This window comes from Bacteroides sp. D20, from assembly GCF_003436255.1.
GTDB lineage: Bacteria > Bacteroidota > Bacteroidia > Bacteroidales > Bacteroidaceae > Bacteroides > Bacteroides uniformis.
The window spans coordinates 45,429-62,576 of record NZ_QSOO01000020.1 but is presented as its reverse complement, the minus strand read 5'-3'; the positions used below and the strand labels follow the sequence as shown (position 1 = coordinate 62,576).

Below are 17,148 nucleotides of genomic sequence, written 5' to 3'. Positions count from 1 at the left end.
TAATTATTATTTAGAATACAATTCTACGATCAAATGCTCTTTAATGTTTTCAGGAATGTCTGCTCTTTCAGGTACATGCAGCAATTTGCCTACCTTAGAGTTATCATCCCATTCCAACCAAGGATATTTGCTATGGTTAAAGCCAGCCAGTGAGTTAGCGATAACTTCCAATGATTTGGATCTTTCACGAACACCGATCACCTGACCCGGTTTCACTGCATAAGAAGGAATATTCACAACCTCACCGTCTACAGTAATGTGCTTGTGGCTCACCAACTGACGAGCAGCTGCGCGAGTAGGAGCAATACCCAAACGGAATACGATATTGTCAAGGCGACCTTCCAACAATTGAAGGAGGATTTCACCAGTAATACCTTTAGCAGTCTCAGCCTTCTCAAACAAGTTGCGGAATTGTTTTTCCAAAATGCCATAAGTATATTTGGCTTTCTGTTTCTCACGAAGTTGAACACCGTATTCAGAAGTCTTTCTCTTTCTGGAATTACCGTGCTGTCCGGGAGGATAGTTCTTCTTTGACAATACTTTATCTGCTCCAAAGATACCTTCACCGAATTTACGGGCTATTCTTGATTTTGGTCCAGTATATCTAGCCATTTCTTTTAAATATTTAATTGTTTATTCATGAACTTGGGTTTGTTGCAGCCGCGATTGCAGAGAGAAAGTTTACAATCCAATAACAAAATCAAGTCTCACTTCTATTAAAGGTAAATTTTAAACTCTACGTCTTTTCGGAGGACGACAACCGTTGTGCGGAAGCGGAGTTACGTCAATGATTTCAGTAACCTCGATACCTGCACCGTGGATAGTTCTAATAGCAGACTCACGTCCGTTACCCGGGCCCTTCACATATGCTTTTACCTTTCTCAAGCCAAGATCGTATGCTATCTTAGCACAATCTTGAGCAGCCATCTGTGCTGCGTAGGGAGTGTTCTTCTTTGAACCTCTAAAACCCATCTTTCCGGCAGAAGACCAAGAAATGATCTGACCTTCGCTGTTTGCCAGAGAAACAATAATGTTGTTAAAAGATGAATGAACATGCAACTGTCCATTAGCATCAACCTTCACATTTCTCTTTTTTGCTGCAACTGTTTTTTTTGCCATATCAACAATTATTATTTAGTAGCTTTTTTCTTATTAGCAACGGTTTTCTTTCTACCCTTACGAGTACGGGCATTGTTCTTTGTGCTCTGACCTCTTACTGGAAGACCAATACGATGACGAACACCACGATAACAACCGATATCCATTAAACGCTTAATGTTCAATTGAACTTCAGAACGAAGATCACCTTCAACCTTATACTCTGCACCAATGATCTCACGAATCTTGGCAGCCTGATCATCCGTCCAGTCTTTTACTTTCAGGTCTCTGTCAACACCTGCTTTATCCAAAATTTTTGCTGAACTACTACGACCTATACCATATACATAGGTCAACGCAACTTCACCTCTCTTGTTTTGAGGCAAATCGACACCAACTATTCTTATAGCCATATACTAAATTATTTTTTTTGCAAAAATAATAATATTATCCTTGACGTTGTTTATACTTAGGATTTTTCTTGTTAATAACATACAAACGGCCATTACGTCTAACGATCTTACACTCTGGCGTACGTTTCTTTAAGGATGCTCTTACTTTCATATCTTAATTTTATTTATATCTAAATACAATTCTTCCTTTCGATAAATCGTAAGGAGACATTTCGACTCTTACTTTATCCCCTGGCAGGATTTTGATGTAATGCATCCGCATCTTACCGGAAATATGTGCAGTAATCTCATGTCCGTTTTCTAATTCAACACGAAACATTGCATTAGACAATGCTTCAACTATAACTCCATCTTGTTCTATTGCAGATTGCTTTGCCATATTAATTTCTTAAATTGCTTTATCTCCTAATACTTCTTCAATGAACTCGAATGATGACAATATATCAGCTTCACCAGTGCCGACTGCTATCGTATGTTCAAAATGAGCTGCACACTTGCGGTCTTTTGTCCTCACCGTCCAGCCATCACGCTCCATGAGTATTTGTCGGTTACCTAAAGTTATCATCGGTTCAATGGCAATGCACAAGCCTTTCTTCAGCATTGTCCCATAACCACGCTTTCCGTAATTGGGAACCTGAGGATCTTCATGCATTTCCTTGCCTATTCCGTGACCCACAAACTCACGCACCACACCATAAGAATTAGATTCGCAGTGCTGCTGTATCGCATAACCGATATCACCCAACCGCTTGCCGTGAACGGCATTCTGTATCCCTATGTACAATGCTTCTTTAGTAACCTTCAGTAATTTGCGGACTTCTTCGTCAACTTCACCTACACAAAACGTATAGGCTGAGTCGCCACAAAAGCCATTCATGTAAGTACCACAATCAACAGACACGATATCACCATCTTTCAGTACCACATCATCTCCCGGAATACCATGTACCACCTGGTCATTTACAGATGTGCAAATAGAAGCTGGAAACGGATCGCCATATTGATTAGGAAAACCTTTAAAGGTTGGAACAGCACCATTGTCTCTGATGAACTCTTCCGCCACCCTATCCAGCTCTTTTGTTGTCACTCCGGGCTTTATAACCTTAGCTATCTCAGCCAACGTCTTTCCAACAAGCAAATTACTCTTGCGGAGCAGCTCTATTTCATCTTCTGTTTTAAGAAATATCATTCTTCAAAAAAGATTAATATGCAGCTACATTACCACTGCGGCCTTTAATACGTCCGGATTTCAGCAAACCGTCATAGTGTCTCATCAACAAATGACTTTCTACCTGCTGGAGAGTATCAAGCACCACACCCACAAGGATTAACAAAGATGTACCGCCAAAGAATTGAGCAAACTCAGCTTTCACACCGAATATACCGGCAAACGCAGGCATAATGGCAACCAAGGCCAAGAAGAAAGAACCAGGCAAAGTAATACGCGACATAATCACGTCAATATACTCAGCAGTTTGCTTTCCTGGCTTGATACCCGGAATAAAACCATTGTTTCTCTTCATATCTTCAGCCATCTGAGTCGGGTTAATAGTAATTGCAGTATAGAAATACGTAAACAATATAATCAACACTGCAAAAATCAAATTATACCAAAAGCTTGTATGATCAGTCAATGCACGTACGAAACCACTTGCATCATTTACATTTGAGAACCCAACAAGAGTGATAGGAATAAACATGATAGCCTGAGCAAAAATGATAGGCATCACGTTAGCAGCATTCACCTTCAAAGGAATATACTGTCTAGCACCGCCATATTGCTTGTTACCCACGATCTTCTTCGCATATTGTACAGGAATCTTTCTAGTTCCCTGCACCAAAAGAATAGCGAATGCAATAACAACCAGCAGAACAACAAGCTCAATCAAGAACATTACCAGACCACCAGTCTTGTCCGTCATACGGGAAATCAATTCCTGGAATAAGGACTGTGGCAGACGGGCGATGATACCAATCATGATAATCAGCGAAATACCATTACCGATACCCTTATCCGTAATTCTCTCACCAAGCCACAAAATAAACATACTTCCAGCCGCTAAAATAATGGTAGAAGTAAACATAAACAGAGTCCAATCTAATGAAGCATTTAAAGAAGGACCAGCCTGCATCTTAAGATTGAGCAAATAAGAAGGAGCCTGAACCAAAAGAATAAGAATCGTCAGATAACGAGTATATTGATTCATTTTTCTTCTACCACTCTCACCTTCGCGCTGCAATTTCTGGAAATACGGAACCGCAATACCCAGCAACTGAATCACAATGGAGGCAGAGATGTACGGCATGATACCCAATGCAAAAATAGAGGCATTGGAAAATGCTCCTCCGGAAAACATATTTAACAAGGCTAAAAGACCTTCGCTTGTCTGTTGATGCAATTGTGTCAGCATTGACGGATTGATACCCGGCAAAACGACATACGAACCAAAACGGTAGATTGCCACAAACAATATGGTAATGAGGATCCGTTGTCTCAGATCCTCAATTTTCCATATATTCTTTAATGTTTCAATAGCTTTTCTCATTGAATTAGAGTTTTACTACTTGTCCACCAGCAGCTTCGATGGCAGCAACAGCAGTCTTAGAAAATGCATGTGCTTGTACATCCAACTTAGCAGTCAAAGTTCCGTTACCTAATACTTTTACCAACTGGCTTGCAGAAATGAAACCAGCAGCAATGAAGTCACTGATACCTACAGTCTGCAAGTTCTTTGCTTCAGCCAATTTCTGAATTGTATCCAAGTTGATAGCCTTATACTCTACACGATTGATATTTTTAAAGCCAAACTTAGGTACACGACGTTGAAGAGGCATCTGACCACCTTCAAAACCGATTTTCTTAGAGTATCCAGATCTTGATTTAGCTCCTTTATGACCTCTAGTAGAAGTACCTCCCAAGCCAGAACCCGGACCACGTCCAATTCTCTTTCTTGTTTTAGTAGATCCCTCTGCAGGTTTTAAATTACTTAAGTTCATATTGTAATTCGTTTTATATTCAACAAATAATTACTTAACAATGGTAACCAAGTGTTTAACCTTATCCACCATTCCAAGAATTGAAGGAGTGCATTCGTGTTCAACCACACGATTCAACTTATGAAGTCCCAGTGCATCGAGAGTTCTCTTCTGATCAGCAGGAGCACCAATTCTACTTTTAACTTGTTTAATCTTTATAGTCGACATATTCTTCCTCCTTATCCTCTAAATACTTTTTCCATACTAACTCCTCTGTTCTGGGCAACCATACGAGCATCGCGCATTTCACTCAATGCCAAGATAGTAGCCTTTACCAAGTTGTGCGGGTTGGAAGAACCTTTTGACTTAGCCAAAACGTCTGTTACACCAACACTTTCCAATACGGCACGCATTGCACCGCCAGCAACAACACCAGTACCGTGAGAAGCCGGTTTAATAAATACTTCAGCGCCACCGAACTTTGCAGACTGTTCGTGAGGAACTGTACCTTTCAGTACAGGCACTCTTGTCAGGTTTTTCTTTGCAGATTCAACACCTTTGGCAATAGCAGCGGTTACTTCACCAGCTTTACCAAGGCCCCAACCGATGATGCCTTCTTCGTTTCCTACTACCACAATAGCAGAGAAACTAAAAGTTCTACCACCTTTGGTTACTTTGGTTACACGATTAATAGCAACCAATCTGTCTTTCAGCTCTATATCGTTTGTAATCTTAACTCTATTATTAAGTCCTGCCATAATGATTAAAATTTAAGTCCACCGTTACGGGCAGCATCAGCCACCTCTTTTACTCTCCCATGATACAAGTAACCATTACGGTCGAAAACAACAGTAGTAATACCTGCTTCCTGAGCTTTTTTCGCAATCAGTTCACCTACTTTAGCAGCTTGTTCCTTCTTAGGCATTTTTTCAGTCATACCCAACGAAGAAGCGGCAGCCAATGTCTTACCGGACAAGTCATCGATAATCTGAACATAGATTTGCTTGTTACTTCTAAATACACTCATACGCGGGCATTCAGTAGTACCTGAAATTTTGTTGCGTACTCTATATTTGATCTTAATTCGTCTTTCTATTTTTGTTGTCATAATAATATCAATTTAAATGATTATTTAGCACCAGCTGATTTACCAGACTTTCTACGAATTTCTTCGCCAACAAACTTAATACCCTTACCCTTATACGGTTCAGGCTTACGGAAAGAACGTATTTTAGAGCAAACTTGACCAAGTAACTGCTTGTCGCAAGATTCCAATATAATCAAAGGATTCTTGTTTCTTTCAGACTTAGTCTCAACTTTAACTTCAGGAGGCAACTGTATAAAGATACTGTGAGTATAACCTAAAGCCAGTTCAATGATATTTCCCTGGTTAGAGGCACGGTAACCTACACCGACAAGTTCCAATTCTTTCTTATATCCTTCTGATACACCAACAACCATGTTGTGCACCAATGAACGGTATAATCCATGGAATGCATGCTTTTGCTTGGGGTTATCCAGCATTGCATTTTCATTCTCAGCCAAAACAACATGACCGTCTTCGATGGTAACATTGATAGCAGGATTTACATATTGGCTCATTTCGCCTTTGGGTCCCTTAACGGTAACCACGTCATCTTTCAGAGTAACTGTTACTCCAGCGGGAACACTAATGGGTAATTTTCCTATTCTTGACATTGCTAATTCCTCCTATTAATATACATAACACAAAACTTCACCACCAATCTTCAGTTCAGCGGCTTCTTTGTTGGTCATTACACCCTTGGAAGTAGATATTATAGCAATACCCAAACCATTAATAACACGCGGCATGTCTTTATAACCGGTATATTGACGCAAACCCGGAGAAGAGATTCTCTCCAGCTTCTTGATTGCGTTAACCTTGTTTACCGGATCATACTTCAAGGCAACTTTGATTGTACCTTGAGGACCATCTTCTACAAACTTATAATTAAGAATGTAGCCCTTTTCAAAAAGAATCTTAGTGATTTCTTTTTTCAAATTAGAAGCCGGAACTTCCACAACTCTGTGCTTCGCTTGAATAGCGTTCCGCAACCTCGTCAAATAATCTGCTATTGGATCAGTCATATAAAAAATAAATTAAATTAATCAGGCCTACCCTGACAATATTTAAAAACAATAATTACCAGCTTGCTTTCTTTACACCGGGAATAAGACCGTTAGAAGCCATCTCACGGAACTGGATTCTGGAGATGCCAAACTGACGGATATATCCTTTGGGACGACCTGTCAGCTTGCAACGGTTGTGCATGCGAATCGGGTTAGAATTTTTAGGCAAATCCTGCAATTTCTGTGCAGCTTCAAAAGCTTCAGCAGGATCACCGGTTCTAACGATTTGCTTCAACGCAGCTCTTTTCTCGGCATATCTGGCTACTAATTTAGCACGCTTTACTTCGCGTGCTTTCATTGATTCCTTTGCCATATTATCAATCTTTTTTAGCGTTTTTAAACGGTAAACCGAATTCTTTCAACAAGGCATACCCTTCTTCATCTGTTTGCGCAGAGGTTACAAAGGTAATATTCATTCCGAGAATTCTAGTAATACTATCGATATTAATTTCAGGGAAAATGATTTGTTCCTGAATACCAAGGGTATAGTTACCCTTACCATCGAACTTACTTTCAATACCCTTGAAGTCGCGGATACGAGGCAGAGCTACACGAACCAACTTTTCAAGGAATTCGTACATTCTCTCACGACGCAAAGTTACCATAACGCCAATCGGCATTTTCTTACGCAACTTAAAGTTTGCAATATCCTTACGAGAAATGGTTGCCACGGCTTTCTGGCCAGTGATAGTAGTCATTTCATTAATTGCCACTTCAATAATCTTCTTGTCGGCAACAGCCATACCCAGACCCTGATTGATAACAATCTTCTTAAGTACGGGTATCTGCATAGAAGAAGAATACTGGAACTGTGATTTCAATGCAGGCGCAATACGCTCTGCATATTCTTTCTTAAGGCTAGCAGTATTACTCATTACTTAATCTCCTCTCCTGATTTTTTAGAATAACGCACTAAAGTGCCTTCAGCACTTACTTTTCTACCAACACGCGTTGCTTTGCCAGTCTTTGGATCAACGGGGTTCAAGTTTGACAAGTGGATAGAAGCTTCTTGCTTCACAATACCACCTTGCGGGTTCTTAGCATTCGGTTTTGTGCTCTTAGACACCATGTTGATACCTTCAACGATTGCGCGGTTTTTATCAACAAGAACCTTCAATACACGACCAGTCTTACCCTTGTCTTCACCGGAGTTTACATAAACTGTATCGCCTTTTTTAATATGTAATTTACTCATTACTCAAATCTTTTACAATATTAAAGTACTTCAGGAGCGAGTGACACAACTTTCATGTTAGTAGCACGAAGTTCACGAGCTACCGGACCGAAAATACGACTACCTCTAATTTCACCTGCATTGTTCAACAACACGCAAGCATTATCATCAAAACGTATGTAAGAGCCATCAGCACGACGGATTTCTTTCTTAGTACGTACGATCAAAGCTTTAGACACTGCACCTTTTTTAATATCACTTGAAGGGATAACGCTCTTAACAGAAACGACAATCACGTCCCCTACTGAAGCATAGCGACGACCTGTACCACCCAAAACGCGGATACAGAGAGCCTCTTTTGCCCCACTATTATCACATACTGTAAGTCTGGATTCTACTTGTATCATAATTACTTAGCTCTTTCAATTATTTCTACCAATCTCCATCTCTTAGTCTTGCTCAAAGGACGAGTTTCCATGATGTGTACAGTATCGCCGATATTGCACTCATTCTTTTCATCATGAGCATGGTACTTCTTCGTCTTGCTAACGAACTTACCATATATGGGGTGTTTCTCCTTAAACTTAGCTGCTACTGTAATGGTCTTATCCATCTTGTTGCTCAGCACAACCCCAGTTCTTTCTTTTCTTAAATTTCTTGCTTCCATCAAGCTCATCATTTATTGTTAAGTTCTCTTTGGCGTAATTCAGTCTTCATACGCGCAATAGTCCTGCGTAATTGTTTGATCTGAGCAGGATTATCCAAAGGAGAAATAGAATGATTTAAAATCACTTGGTTGTAATTAGCTACTTCTGCTTCAACTCTTTCTACCAAGTCACTGGTAGGCATCTCTTTAATTTCTGCTGTTTTCATACTTCTTACGCATTTTGATTTTGAATATCATAATCACGTCTAACCACAAACTTAGTTGTGATAGGAAGCTTCTGTGCAGCCAAGCGCAAAGCTTCTTTAGCGATTTCATAAGATACTCCTTCGGCTTCGATAATAATTCTACCCGGTGTAACAGGCGCTACGAATCCTTCCGGCGCACCCTTACCCTTACCCATACGCACATCAGCAGGCTTTCTGGTGATAGGTTTGTCGGGGAAAATACGAATCCAAATCTGTCCTTGACGTTGCATATATCTTGTCACTGCAATACGCGCAGCTTCAATCTGACGGCCTGTAATCCATTTCGTTTCCAAGGCCTTAATACCAAAAGATCCGAAAGCCAACTGGTTTCCTCTTTGGGCATTACCCTTTTGACGGCCTTTTTGTTGTCTTCTGAATTTTGTTTTTTTCGGTTGTAACATAATTCCTAAAAATCAAATTCGTTAGCGATTATTTTTCTTTCTTTTGAAGTTCTTTCCGCCATTGTTTCCGCTATTGCTTCCACGACCACTTTCCTTGCTTTGCGTAAAGTTCGGAGCCAACTCCTTCTTACCATAAACTTCACCTCTACAAATCCAAACTTTAATGCCGAGAAGACCAACCTTAGTCAATGCTTCTGCATGACAATAGTCGATATCTGCTCTGAAAGTGTGCAACGGAGTTCTTCCTTCCTTATACATTTCAGAACGGGCCATTTCTGCACCATTCAAACGTCCTGAAATCTGAATCTTGATACCTTCCGCACCCATACGCATTGTATTGGCAATAGCCATCTTGATGGCACGACGGTAGGCTATTTTGCCTTCAACCTGACGGGCAATGTTGTTAGCCACGATAACAGCATCCAACTCTGGTCTCTTAACTTCGAAGATATTAATCTGAATATCCTTATCAGTAACCTTCTTCAACTCCTCTTTCAACTTGTCAACTTCTTGGCCACCTTTGCCGATAATGATACCCGGACGTGCAGTACAAACGGTAATAGTCACGAGTTTCAGTGTACGTTCAATTACAATTCTTGACACACTAGCCTTTGCCAGACGAGCGTTCAAATATTTACGAATCTTGCTATCTTCCAGCAGAGAATCGCCGTAATTCTTTCCACCATACCAATTGGAATCCCATCCTCTGATAATTCCTAAACGGTTGCTTATTGGATTAACTTTTTGTCCCATTTACCTTAATTTTGATCTTCGTTATTACTTTTAGAACCAACGAACAACGTTACGTGGTTTGAACGTTTACGAATTCTGTAACCTCTACCCTGCGGAGCCGGTCTCATTCTTTTGAGTGTAGCACCACCATCAACAAAAATCTTGGTTACGAACAGCTCGCCACTTTCAGCTTTACGTTCGTTTTTCTGCTCCCAGTTAGCAATTGCAGAGCGCAGCAACTTTTCCACTCTTGCGGCAGCCTCTTTTGAAGAGAACTTCAAAACGCCGAGTGCTCTGTTCACCTCCATCCCGCGAATCATGTCAGCCACGAGACGCATTTTACGGGGGGAAGTAGGAACATTTTGCAATTTCGCAAAATACATGGTCTTAAGGGCTTCTTTTCTTTTTTCAGCCGATATTTTTTTTCTTGCTCCCATTATATTATTACTTTATTATTTCAGATAAATCCTGTTTTATTTTTTCTTGTTACCAGCGTGTCCTCTGAAAGTACGAGTTGGAGCAAATTCGCCCAACTTGTGTCCTACCATATTTTCGGTAACATAAACAGGAATAAATTTATTTCCGTTGTGAACTGCAACAGTATGGCCTACGAAATCAGGCGAAATCATTGAAGCTCTGGCCCAGGTCTTAACTACCACTTTCTTGCCCGATTCATTCATGGCAAGCACTTTCTTCTCAAGCTTAACGTTAATATACGGACCTTTTTTTAATGAACGACTCATAATTTACTCAATTAATCAGATTACTTCTTTCTTCTCTCAATAATATACTTAGACGATTGTTTCTTCGGAGCTCTTGTCTTAAGACCCTTAGCGTACAATCCCTTACGAGATCTCGGGTGTCCTCCTGAAGCACGTCCTTCACCACCACCCATCGGGTGATCAACCGGGTTCATAACAACACCACGGTTACGCGGACGACGTCCTAACCAACGAGAACGTCCAGCTTTACCTGAACTTTCCAATCCATGATCTGAGTTACCTACACTACCAATAGTAGCCTTACAAGTACTGAGGATCTGACGAACCTCACCTGAAGGCAACTTGATAACGCAGTACTTACCTTCTCTAGAAGTCAACTGAGCGAAGTTACCAGCCGAGCGAACCAAGGCAGCGCCTTGTCCCGGACGTAATTCGATGTTGTGAATTACAGTACCGACCGGAATATTCTGAAGCGGAAGTGCGTTTCCGATTTCCGGAGCGGCAGTCTCACCTGACATCAAAGTCGTACCAACTTGCAATCCATTGGGAGCAATAATATATCTTTTTTCTCCATCTGCATAAAACAACAAAGCGATACGAGCCGAACGATTCGGATCGTATTCAATTGTTTTAACCACTGCAGGCACACCGTCTTTATTTCTCTTGAAATCTACGATACGAATAATCTTCTTACTACCGCCACCGATGTAGCGCATAGTCATCTTACCTTCGTTGTTACGACCACCTGAAGATTTCTTACCAAATACAAGAGACTTTTCTGGTACCCGTGCAGTAATCTCTTCGTAAGTACCAATAATTTTATGTCTTTGCCCCGGTGTTGTGGGCTTAAATTTACGTACTGCCATTTTTATTAAATATTGCTATAAAAATCAATAGTATCTCCTTCTTTCAACGTAACGATAGCCTTCTTGAACGCATTCGTACGTCCGTTGATGATACCGGCACGAGTATAGCGGCTCTTGTTTTTGCCGGCATACTTCATTGTATTCACATCAACTACTGTAACGTTGTAAAGGGCTTCAACTTCCTTCTTAATTTCCAGTTTATTAGCTTCAGGACGCACGATAAAGCCGAAACGATTATTCGTCTTATCAGTAATTGCAGTCATCTTCTCTGTCACTAACGGTTTAATAATAATTCCCATTATTTAAGCCTCCTTTTTACATTAAGATATTGTCGATAGCAGAAAGTGCACTTTCAGCAAACACAACGACCCCAGCGTCCAATACTCTGTAAGTATTTAACCCTGAGATAGTCTGCACATTAGCACCCTTCACATTACGAGCCGACAAATATACGTTTTTATTTGCTTCTGGTAAAATCACAAGCAGCTTTTTGTCAGAAACTTTAAGATTTTTTGTCATTACAACAAAATCTTTAGTCTTCGGAGCTTCAAAAGAGAAGTCTTCTACTACTACAACTGCGTTGTTCTGAGCCTTGTATGACAAAGCTGACTTACGAGCCAGAGCCTTTACTTTTTTGTTTAATTTGAAGTAGTAATCTCTCGGTTTCGGACCGAATACGCGTCCACCACCAACAAGTACCGGTGAGTTCATGTCACCACGACGTGCACCACCACCACCTTTCTGGCGACCGATTTTACGAGTAGAACCACTGATTTCGCTTCTTTCCTTTGACTTGTGTGTACCCTGACGCTGGTTAGCCATAAACTGTTTAACATCCAAGTAGATAGCGTGGTCGTTGGGCTCAATTCCGAAGATAGACTCGTTTAACGTAATCTTTCTCCCAGTGTCTTCACCTTTAATGTTATATACGTTAACTTCCATTATTTCTCAATTATTACGATTGAACCTTTGCAACCAGGAACAGATCCCTTAATCAAAAGAAGATTGTGCTCCGCGATTACCTTTAATACCTGCAGGTTTTGAACAGTTACTCTGTCGCCACCAAGCTGTCCGCCCATGCGCATTCCTTTGAATACTTTTGCAGGGTAAGAACAAGCACCGATAGAACCCGGCTTACGAGCGCGGTTGTGCTGACCGTGAGTAGTCTGGCCTACACCACCAAAACCATGGCGTTTTACTACACCCTGGAAACCTTTACCCTTAGAAGTACCTACAACGTCAACAAAAGTTGCGTCATTGAACAGTTCTACGGTAACAGTGTCACCCAGATTCAACTCTGTTTCAAATTCTTTGAACTCAGCCAAGTGTTTCTTGGGAGTTACTCCAGCTTTCTTAAAGTGCCCCATCAAAGGCTTTGTAGTGTGCTTCTCCTTCTTGTCCTGGAAGCCCAGCTGAACAGCTTCATAACCGTCCTTTTCTACAGTTTTCACTTGAGTAACAACACAAGGACCTGCTTCGATAACAGTGCATGGTACATTCTTACCCTCGGCACTGAAAACGGATGTCATTCCGATTTTTTTTCCTAATAATCCTGGCATTTCACTTAATTTTTAATACTTACACTTTGATTTCTACTTCCACACCACTCGGCAACTCCAACTTCATCAGAGCATCTACTGTCTTAGCTGTTGAGCTATAGATGTCAATCAGTCTCTTGTAAGAAGAGAGTTCGAATTGTTCACGCGACTTCTTGTTAACGAAAGTCGAACGGTTCACGGTAAAGATACGCTTGTGCGTAGGAAGAGGAATCGGACCGCTAACGATGGCGCCCGTTGTCTTCACCGTTCTTACAATCTTCTCAGCTGACTTGTCAACCAAGTTGTGGTCGTAAGATTTCAGTTTGATTCTAATTTTTTGACTCATTACTGTCTTTAATTATTAAATAGTTATATAAGATGAAGTTCCGCAGGCTAAGAGTCATTCGCTAGCCTACGGGACTTCAAGTTTTTTTTAGATTAAGTCAGCACGACCTTTTACTTCCTCCAATACTGCCTTGGCAATAGAGTTGGAAACCTGGGCGTGGTGAGAGTATACCATTGAAGAGGTTGCACGACCAGAAGTGATGGTACGCAATGCTGTTACGTAACCGAACATTTCTGCCAGCGGAACCATTGCCTTCACGATACGTGCACCGGAACGGCTGGATTCCATACCTTCCACCTGGCCACGACGCTTGTTCAAGTCACCGATAACGTCACCCATGTTCTCTTCCGGAGTAACAACTTCCAGCTTCATGATAGGCTCCATCAGCACCGGACCTGCCTTAGCACAAGCATTCTTATATGCCTGGATAGCACAGATTTCGAATGACAACTGGTCAGAGTCAACCGGGTGGAAAGAACCGTCAATCAAGGTTACTTTCAGTGAATCCAACGGATAACCTGCCAACACACCATTCTTCATGGCAGTAGTGAAGCCCTTCTGTACAGACGGGATAAATTCCTTAGGAATGTTACCACCCTTCACTTCGTCGACGAATTGCAATCCGCCTTCCTTGAAGTCTTCATCAACCGGGCCGATGTTCACGATAATATCAGCGAACTTACCACGACCACCGGACTGCTTCTTGTAAACTTCACGCAAGTTGACTGTCTTAGTGATAGCTTCCTTATAGTTAACTTGAGGCTTACCTTGGTTACATTCAACCTTGAACTCACGTTTCAGACGGTCGATGATAATATCCAAGTGAAGCTCACCCATACCAGAGATAACTGTCTGACCAGTCTGTTCGTCAGTCTTAACTGTAAACGTCGGATCTTCTTCAGCCAGCTTAGCCAAGCCATTTGACAGTTTATCCATATCCTTCTGAGTCTTAGGCTCAACTGCGATACCAATTACCGGTTCCGGGAAGTCCATAGACTCCAATACAATCGGTGCAGTTTCGTCACACAATGTATCACCAGTATGTATATCCTTGAAACCTACGCCAGCACCAATATCACCAGCACCGATAACTTCTACCGGATTCTGCTTGTTTGAGTGCATCTGGAACAGACGGGATACGCGCTCCTTCTTCCTTGAACGGGAATTATAAATATAAGAACCCGCTTCAATTTTTCCTGAATAAACACGGAAGAAAGTCAGACGACCGACATACGGGTCAGTAGCAATCTTAAATGCCAAAGCAGATGTTTTTTCATCATCATCCGGCTTACGATCTTCCTCCAAACCAGTATCAGGATTAGTTCCTATGATATTCGGAGTATCCAACGGAGAAGGCAAGAATGCACAAACATAGTCAAGCAAAGTCTGTACACCTTTGTTCTTGAATGAAGATCCACACAGCATCGGAACAACAGCCATCTGTACTGTTGCGTTACGAAGAGCTCTCAAAACCTCTTCTTCTGTAATAGTAGAAGGATCATCGAAATATTTCTCCATCAAGGCATCGTCAAACTCAGCTACTTTTTCAAGCATCTTATCTCTCCATTCATTGGCTTCGTCTACTAAATTGGCAGGAATTTCCTCCACCGTATAGTCAGCCCCCATTGTCTCATCATGCCAATAGATAGCTTTCATTTTAATAAGGTCAACCAACCCCTTGAAAGTTTCTTCAGCGCCAATAGGGATAACGATAGGACATGGATTAGCACCCAAAACGTCCTTCATTTGGCGAACTACTTCGAAGAAGTCTGCACCGGAACGGTCCATTTTATTAACATAACCGATACGTGGCACATTGTACTTGTCTGCTTGACGCCAAACTGTTTCAGATTGCGGTTCAACGCCACCAACTGCACAATAAGCAGCGACAGCACCGTCCAACACACGTAAAGAGCGTTCTACCTCAGCAGTAAAGTCCACGTGTCCCGGAGTATCAATCAAATTGATTTTATAAGTATTACCGGCATATTTCCAACGAGTGGTGGTAGCGGCAGAAGTGATAGTGATACCACGCTCCTGCTCTTGCTCCATCCAGTCCATTGTAGCGGCACCATCGTGTACCTCACCGATTTTATGGGTCAAACCCGTGTAAAACAAAATACGTTCAGAGGTCGTTGTCTTTCCGGCATCGATGTGGGCCATGATACCGATATTACGTGTCAAATGTAAATCATGCTTTGCCATTTTCTAATTCCCTTACTTTAAGTTTTTTAATCTTCTAATTGGTTAGTCTCTTATAGCATTAGAATCTGAAATGAGCAAACGCACGGTTAGCTTCTGCCATTCTGTGCATATCTTCTTTACGTTTGTAAGCGCCGCCCTGTTCATTGAAAGCATCCATGATTTCAGCAGCCAACTTATCAGCCATTGATTTACCGCCACGCTTACGTGCAAAGATAATCAAGTTCTTCATTGAAATTGACTCTTTACGGTCAGCACGGATTTCTGTAGGGACTTGGAAAGTAGCACCACCCACACGGCGAGATTTAACTTCCACCTGAGGAGTCACATTATCCAGAGCTTTTTTCCAAATTTCAAGAGCGGATTTCTCTTCGTTCTGCATTTTGTTCTTCACTGTTTCCAACGCAGCATAGAAGATTTCATAAGAAGTATTCTTCTTTCCATCGTACATCAAGTGATTCACGAACTTGGAAACTTTTACATCATTGAACACGGGATCCGGAAGGATAACGCGTTTTTTTGGTTTTGCTTTTCTCATTTGTCTGAAAGAATAATGTTTTTCGTTCTTGGTTGTTTACTTCTGTCTTCTTCAACTCTCCCTCCGGAGAATTTACTCAACCTTTAGCATTTCCAACAAACTAAAACGTAAGTTATTACTTTAAATTTTCCTATTTTGGGAATCAGGCCACCAGATTATTTCTTCTTAGCAGGAGCTGCTTGACCCGGTTTCGGACGTTTTGCGCCGTATTTGGAACGTCTTTGTGTACGACCTGCAACACCTGCAGTATCCAAAGTACCACGTACGATGTGATAACGCACACCCGGAAGGTCTTTTACACGACCACCACGTACCAACACGATAGAGTGTTCCTGCAAGTTGTGACCTTCTCCCGGAATATAAGAGTTCACCTCTTTACCATTGGTCAAACGTACACGAGCTACTTTACGCATAGCTGAATTCGGCTTCTTCGGAGTGGTTGTATACACTCTCACGCAAACGCCACGTCTTTGAGGACAAGAGTCCAAGGCTGGAGACTTTGATTTCTCCACCAGCACTTCGCGTCCTTTTCTTACTAATTGCTGAATTGTAGGCATTTTAATTGTTTTTAGTTATATATTATTGTTTATATTAATTCAAAACTATACACTTTTGGGCTGCAAAGATACTAATAAGTTTTGAATAATCAATGCACTACAAGTTTTTTTTTGATTTTACGCTTCACCCTTGATGTTGGGAAGAGGCGGAAATGTTTGTTCGTCCGGCATGCGAATCAGTCCGAAAGCGCGTTCATATTTCCCAATATTCTCTTCGAGTGCACGCAGCAAACGCTTGGCATGTTCGGGTGCCAAAACTATGCGCGATTGCACGCCAGCCTTTGGCATTCCAGGCATCACGCGGATAAAGTCGAGAATAAATTCCGAACTGGAATGAGTTATAATAGCCAAATTGGCATATGTACCTTGCGCCACTTCTTCCTTCAATTCTATCTGGAGTTGACCGTTGTTGTTTTCTTGATTTTCCATGTTGCACAATTGTTTTTAAAATGTTCTTAAAAGATAGACCAAAAGTACTCTTTTTTTTCGGATGATATACATTTAAGTTCAAAAAGACACATA

At 41.3% G+C, this 17,148-nt stretch carries 32 protein-coding genes; all 32 read right to left on the bottom strand.

Annotated elements, in window-relative coordinates:
* Nucleotides 1–6: 6 nt before the first annotated feature.
* Nucleotides 7–612 carry a 30S ribosomal protein S4 gene (gene rpsD, locus DXD78_RS17945; RefSeq protein WP_009037300.1) on the bottom strand — a complete coding sequence of 202 codons (606 nt, stop codon included), beginning with the start codon at nucleotides 610–612 and terminating at the stop codon, nucleotides 7–9.
* Between the two features lie 117 nt (nucleotides 613–729).
* Nucleotides 730–1,119 carry a 30S ribosomal protein S11 gene (rpsK, locus tag DXD78_RS17940; protein WP_002558049.1) on the bottom strand — a complete coding sequence of 130 codons (390 nt, stop codon included), beginning with the start codon at nucleotides 1,117–1,119 and terminating at the stop codon, nucleotides 730–732.
* Nucleotides 1,120–1,130: 11 nt separating this feature from the next.
* Nucleotides 1,131–1,511, bottom strand: coding sequence for a 30S ribosomal protein S13 (gene rpsM, locus DXD78_RS17935; RefSeq protein ID WP_004291218.1), 381 nt, complete (start codon nucleotides 1,509–1,511; stop codon nucleotides 1,131–1,133).
* Between the two features lie 34 nt (nucleotides 1,512–1,545).
* Nucleotides 1,546–1,662, bottom strand: coding sequence for a type B 50S ribosomal protein L36 (gene ykgO, locus DXD78_RS17930; protein WP_002558051.1), 117 nt, complete (start codon nucleotides 1,660–1,662; stop codon nucleotides 1,546–1,548).
* Nucleotides 1,663–1,671: 9 nt separating this feature from the next.
* Nucleotides 1,672–1,890, bottom strand: coding sequence for a translation initiation factor IF-1 (infA, locus tag DXD78_RS17925; protein WP_002558052.1), 219 nt, complete (start codon nucleotides 1,888–1,890; stop codon nucleotides 1,672–1,674).
* A gap of 9 nt (nucleotides 1,891–1,899) precedes the next feature.
* Nucleotides 1,900–2,700, bottom strand: a complete 801-nt coding sequence (gene map, locus DXD78_RS17920; protein ID WP_005825687.1) for a type I methionyl aminopeptidase — start codon at nucleotides 2,698–2,700, stop codon at nucleotides 1,900–1,902.
* Nucleotides 2,701–2,713: 13 nt separating this feature from the next.
* The gene (gene secY, locus DXD78_RS17915; protein ID WP_005825690.1) at nucleotides 2,714–4,057 is read right to left on the bottom strand and encodes a preprotein translocase subunit SecY; all 1,344 of its coding nucleotides are present in this window, start codon (nucleotides 4,055–4,057) and stop codon (nucleotides 2,714–2,716) included.
* A 4-nt stretch (nucleotides 4,058–4,061) separates the two neighbouring features.
* Nucleotides 4,062–4,508, bottom strand: coding sequence for a 50S ribosomal protein L15 (rplO, locus tag DXD78_RS17910; RefSeq protein ID WP_005825692.1), 447 nt, complete (start codon nucleotides 4,506–4,508; stop codon nucleotides 4,062–4,064).
* 30 nt (nucleotides 4,509–4,538) lie between these two features.
* On the bottom strand, nucleotides 4,539–4,715 hold the full coding sequence (rpmD, locus tag DXD78_RS17905) for a 50S ribosomal protein L30 (RefSeq protein WP_004291222.1): 177 nt from the start codon (nucleotides 4,713–4,715) through the stop codon (nucleotides 4,539–4,541).
* Between the two features lie 11 nt (nucleotides 4,716–4,726).
* Complete coding sequence (rpsE, locus tag DXD78_RS17900) at nucleotides 4,727–5,245, bottom strand: 30S ribosomal protein S5 (RefSeq protein WP_005825693.1); 519 nt, start codon at nucleotides 5,243–5,245, stop codon at nucleotides 4,727–4,729.
* A gap of 5 nt (nucleotides 5,246–5,250) precedes the next feature.
* On the bottom strand, nucleotides 5,251–5,595 hold the full coding sequence (gene rplR, locus DXD78_RS17895; RefSeq protein ID WP_005656518.1) for a 50S ribosomal protein L18: 345 nt from the start codon (nucleotides 5,593–5,595) through the stop codon (nucleotides 5,251–5,253).
* A 20-nt stretch (nucleotides 5,596–5,615) separates the two neighbouring features.
* On the bottom strand, nucleotides 5,616–6,185 hold the full coding sequence (gene rplF / locus DXD78_RS17890) for a 50S ribosomal protein L6 (protein WP_009037301.1): 570 nt from the start codon (nucleotides 6,183–6,185) through the stop codon (nucleotides 5,616–5,618).
* A gap of 15 nt (nucleotides 6,186–6,200) precedes the next feature.
* Entirely contained in the window at nucleotides 6,201–6,596 is a 396-nt protein-coding gene (rpsH, locus tag DXD78_RS17885; RefSeq protein WP_004291226.1) for a 30S ribosomal protein S8, read from the bottom strand.
* A gap of 55 nt (nucleotides 6,597–6,651) precedes the next feature.
* Nucleotides 6,652–6,951 carry a 30S ribosomal protein S14 gene (gene rpsN, locus DXD78_RS17880; RefSeq protein WP_005825697.1) on the bottom strand — a complete coding sequence of 100 codons (300 nt, stop codon included), beginning with the start codon at nucleotides 6,949–6,951 and terminating at the stop codon, nucleotides 6,652–6,654.
* A 4-nt stretch (nucleotides 6,952–6,955) separates the two neighbouring features.
* Nucleotides 6,956–7,513 carry a 50S ribosomal protein L5 gene (rplE, locus tag DXD78_RS17875; RefSeq protein WP_005825698.1) on the bottom strand — a complete coding sequence of 186 codons (558 nt, stop codon included), beginning with the start codon at nucleotides 7,511–7,513 and terminating at the stop codon, nucleotides 6,956–6,958.
* Nucleotides 7,513–7,833 carry a 50S ribosomal protein L24 gene (rplX, locus tag DXD78_RS17870; protein WP_005825699.1) on the bottom strand — a complete coding sequence of 107 codons (321 nt, stop codon included), beginning with the start codon at nucleotides 7,831–7,833 and terminating at the stop codon, nucleotides 7,513–7,515. Before rplX ends, rplE begins: the two co-directional genes overlap by 1 nt.
* A gap of 20 nt (nucleotides 7,834–7,853) precedes the next feature.
* Nucleotides 7,854–8,219 carry a 50S ribosomal protein L14 gene (gene rplN / locus DXD78_RS17865; RefSeq protein ID WP_005825700.1) on the bottom strand — a complete coding sequence of 122 codons (366 nt, stop codon included), beginning with the start codon at nucleotides 8,217–8,219 and terminating at the stop codon, nucleotides 7,854–7,856.
* A 2-nt stretch (nucleotides 8,220–8,221) separates the two neighbouring features.
* Nucleotides 8,222–8,491, bottom strand: coding sequence for a 30S ribosomal protein S17 (rpsQ, locus tag DXD78_RS17860; protein WP_005825701.1), 270 nt, complete (start codon nucleotides 8,489–8,491; stop codon nucleotides 8,222–8,224).
* A complete protein-coding gene (rpmC, locus tag DXD78_RS17855; protein WP_005825702.1) occupies nucleotides 8,488–8,685 on the bottom strand; it encodes a 50S ribosomal protein L29 in 198 nt (65 codons plus the stop codon). Before rpmC ends, rpsQ begins: the two co-directional genes overlap by 4 nt.
* A 5-nt stretch (nucleotides 8,686–8,690) precedes the next feature.
* A complete protein-coding gene (gene rplP / locus DXD78_RS17850) occupies nucleotides 8,691–9,125 on the bottom strand; it encodes a 50S ribosomal protein L16 (protein ID WP_004291234.1) in 435 nt (144 codons plus the stop codon).
* A gap of 21 nt (nucleotides 9,126–9,146) precedes the next feature.
* Nucleotides 9,147–9,878, bottom strand: coding sequence for a 30S ribosomal protein S3 (gene rpsC, locus DXD78_RS17845; RefSeq protein ID WP_004291235.1), 732 nt, complete (start codon nucleotides 9,876–9,878; stop codon nucleotides 9,147–9,149).
* Between the two features lie 5 nt (nucleotides 9,879–9,883).
* On the bottom strand, nucleotides 9,884–10,294 hold the full coding sequence (rplV, locus tag DXD78_RS17840; protein ID WP_004291236.1) for a 50S ribosomal protein L22: 411 nt from the start codon (nucleotides 10,292–10,294) through the stop codon (nucleotides 9,884–9,886).
* A 36-nt stretch (nucleotides 10,295–10,330) separates the two neighbouring features.
* Nucleotides 10,331–10,600 (bottom strand): 30S ribosomal protein S19, encoded by a 270-nt coding sequence (gene rpsS / locus DXD78_RS17835; protein WP_002558070.1) that lies wholly within the window; start codon nucleotides 10,598–10,600, stop codon nucleotides 10,331–10,333.
* Nucleotides 10,601–10,620: 20 nt separating this feature from the next.
* A complete protein-coding gene (rplB, locus tag DXD78_RS17830) occupies nucleotides 10,621–11,445 on the bottom strand; it encodes a 50S ribosomal protein L2 (protein WP_005825705.1) in 825 nt (274 codons plus the stop codon).
* A gap of 5 nt (nucleotides 11,446–11,450) precedes the next feature.
* A complete protein-coding gene (gene rplW / locus DXD78_RS17825; RefSeq protein WP_005825706.1) occupies nucleotides 11,451–11,744 on the bottom strand; it encodes a 50S ribosomal protein L23 in 294 nt (97 codons plus the stop codon).
* Nucleotides 11,745–11,760: 16 nt separating this feature from the next.
* Nucleotides 11,761–12,387 (bottom strand): 50S ribosomal protein L4, encoded by a 627-nt coding sequence (gene rplD, locus DXD78_RS17820; RefSeq protein ID WP_009037302.1) that lies wholly within the window; start codon nucleotides 12,385–12,387, stop codon nucleotides 11,761–11,763.
* Nucleotides 12,387–13,004, bottom strand: a complete 618-nt coding sequence (gene rplC, locus DXD78_RS17815) for a 50S ribosomal protein L3 (protein WP_005825708.1) — start codon at nucleotides 13,002–13,004, stop codon at nucleotides 12,387–12,389. The genes rplD and rplC overlap by 1 nt, the downstream gene beginning before the upstream one ends.
* A 19-nt stretch (nucleotides 13,005–13,023) precedes the next feature.
* Nucleotides 13,024–13,329 (bottom strand): 30S ribosomal protein S10, encoded by a 306-nt coding sequence (gene rpsJ / locus DXD78_RS17810; protein ID WP_004291244.1) that lies wholly within the window; start codon nucleotides 13,327–13,329, stop codon nucleotides 13,024–13,026.
* A gap of 87 nt (nucleotides 13,330–13,416) precedes the next feature.
* Nucleotides 13,417–15,534, bottom strand: coding sequence for an elongation factor G (gene fusA / locus DXD78_RS17805; protein ID WP_005833549.1), 2,118 nt, complete (start codon nucleotides 15,532–15,534; stop codon nucleotides 13,417–13,419).
* A gap of 58 nt (nucleotides 15,535–15,592) precedes the next feature.
* The gene (gene rpsG, locus DXD78_RS17800) at nucleotides 15,593–16,069 is read right to left on the bottom strand and encodes a 30S ribosomal protein S7 (RefSeq protein WP_005825710.1); all 477 of its coding nucleotides are present in this window, start codon (nucleotides 16,067–16,069) and stop codon (nucleotides 15,593–15,595) included.
* Between the two features lie 155 nt (nucleotides 16,070–16,224).
* Nucleotides 16,225–16,626 (bottom strand): 30S ribosomal protein S12, encoded by a 402-nt coding sequence (gene rpsL, locus DXD78_RS17795; RefSeq protein ID WP_005825712.1) that lies wholly within the window; start codon nucleotides 16,624–16,626, stop codon nucleotides 16,225–16,227.
* A gap of 117 nt (nucleotides 16,627–16,743) precedes the next feature.
* Nucleotides 16,744–17,055 carry a DUF3467 domain-containing protein gene (locus tag DXD78_RS17790; RefSeq protein ID WP_005825714.1) on the bottom strand — a complete coding sequence of 104 codons (312 nt, stop codon included), beginning with the start codon at nucleotides 17,053–17,055 and terminating at the stop codon, nucleotides 16,744–16,746.
* Nucleotides 17,056–17,148: the final 93 nt, after the last annotated feature.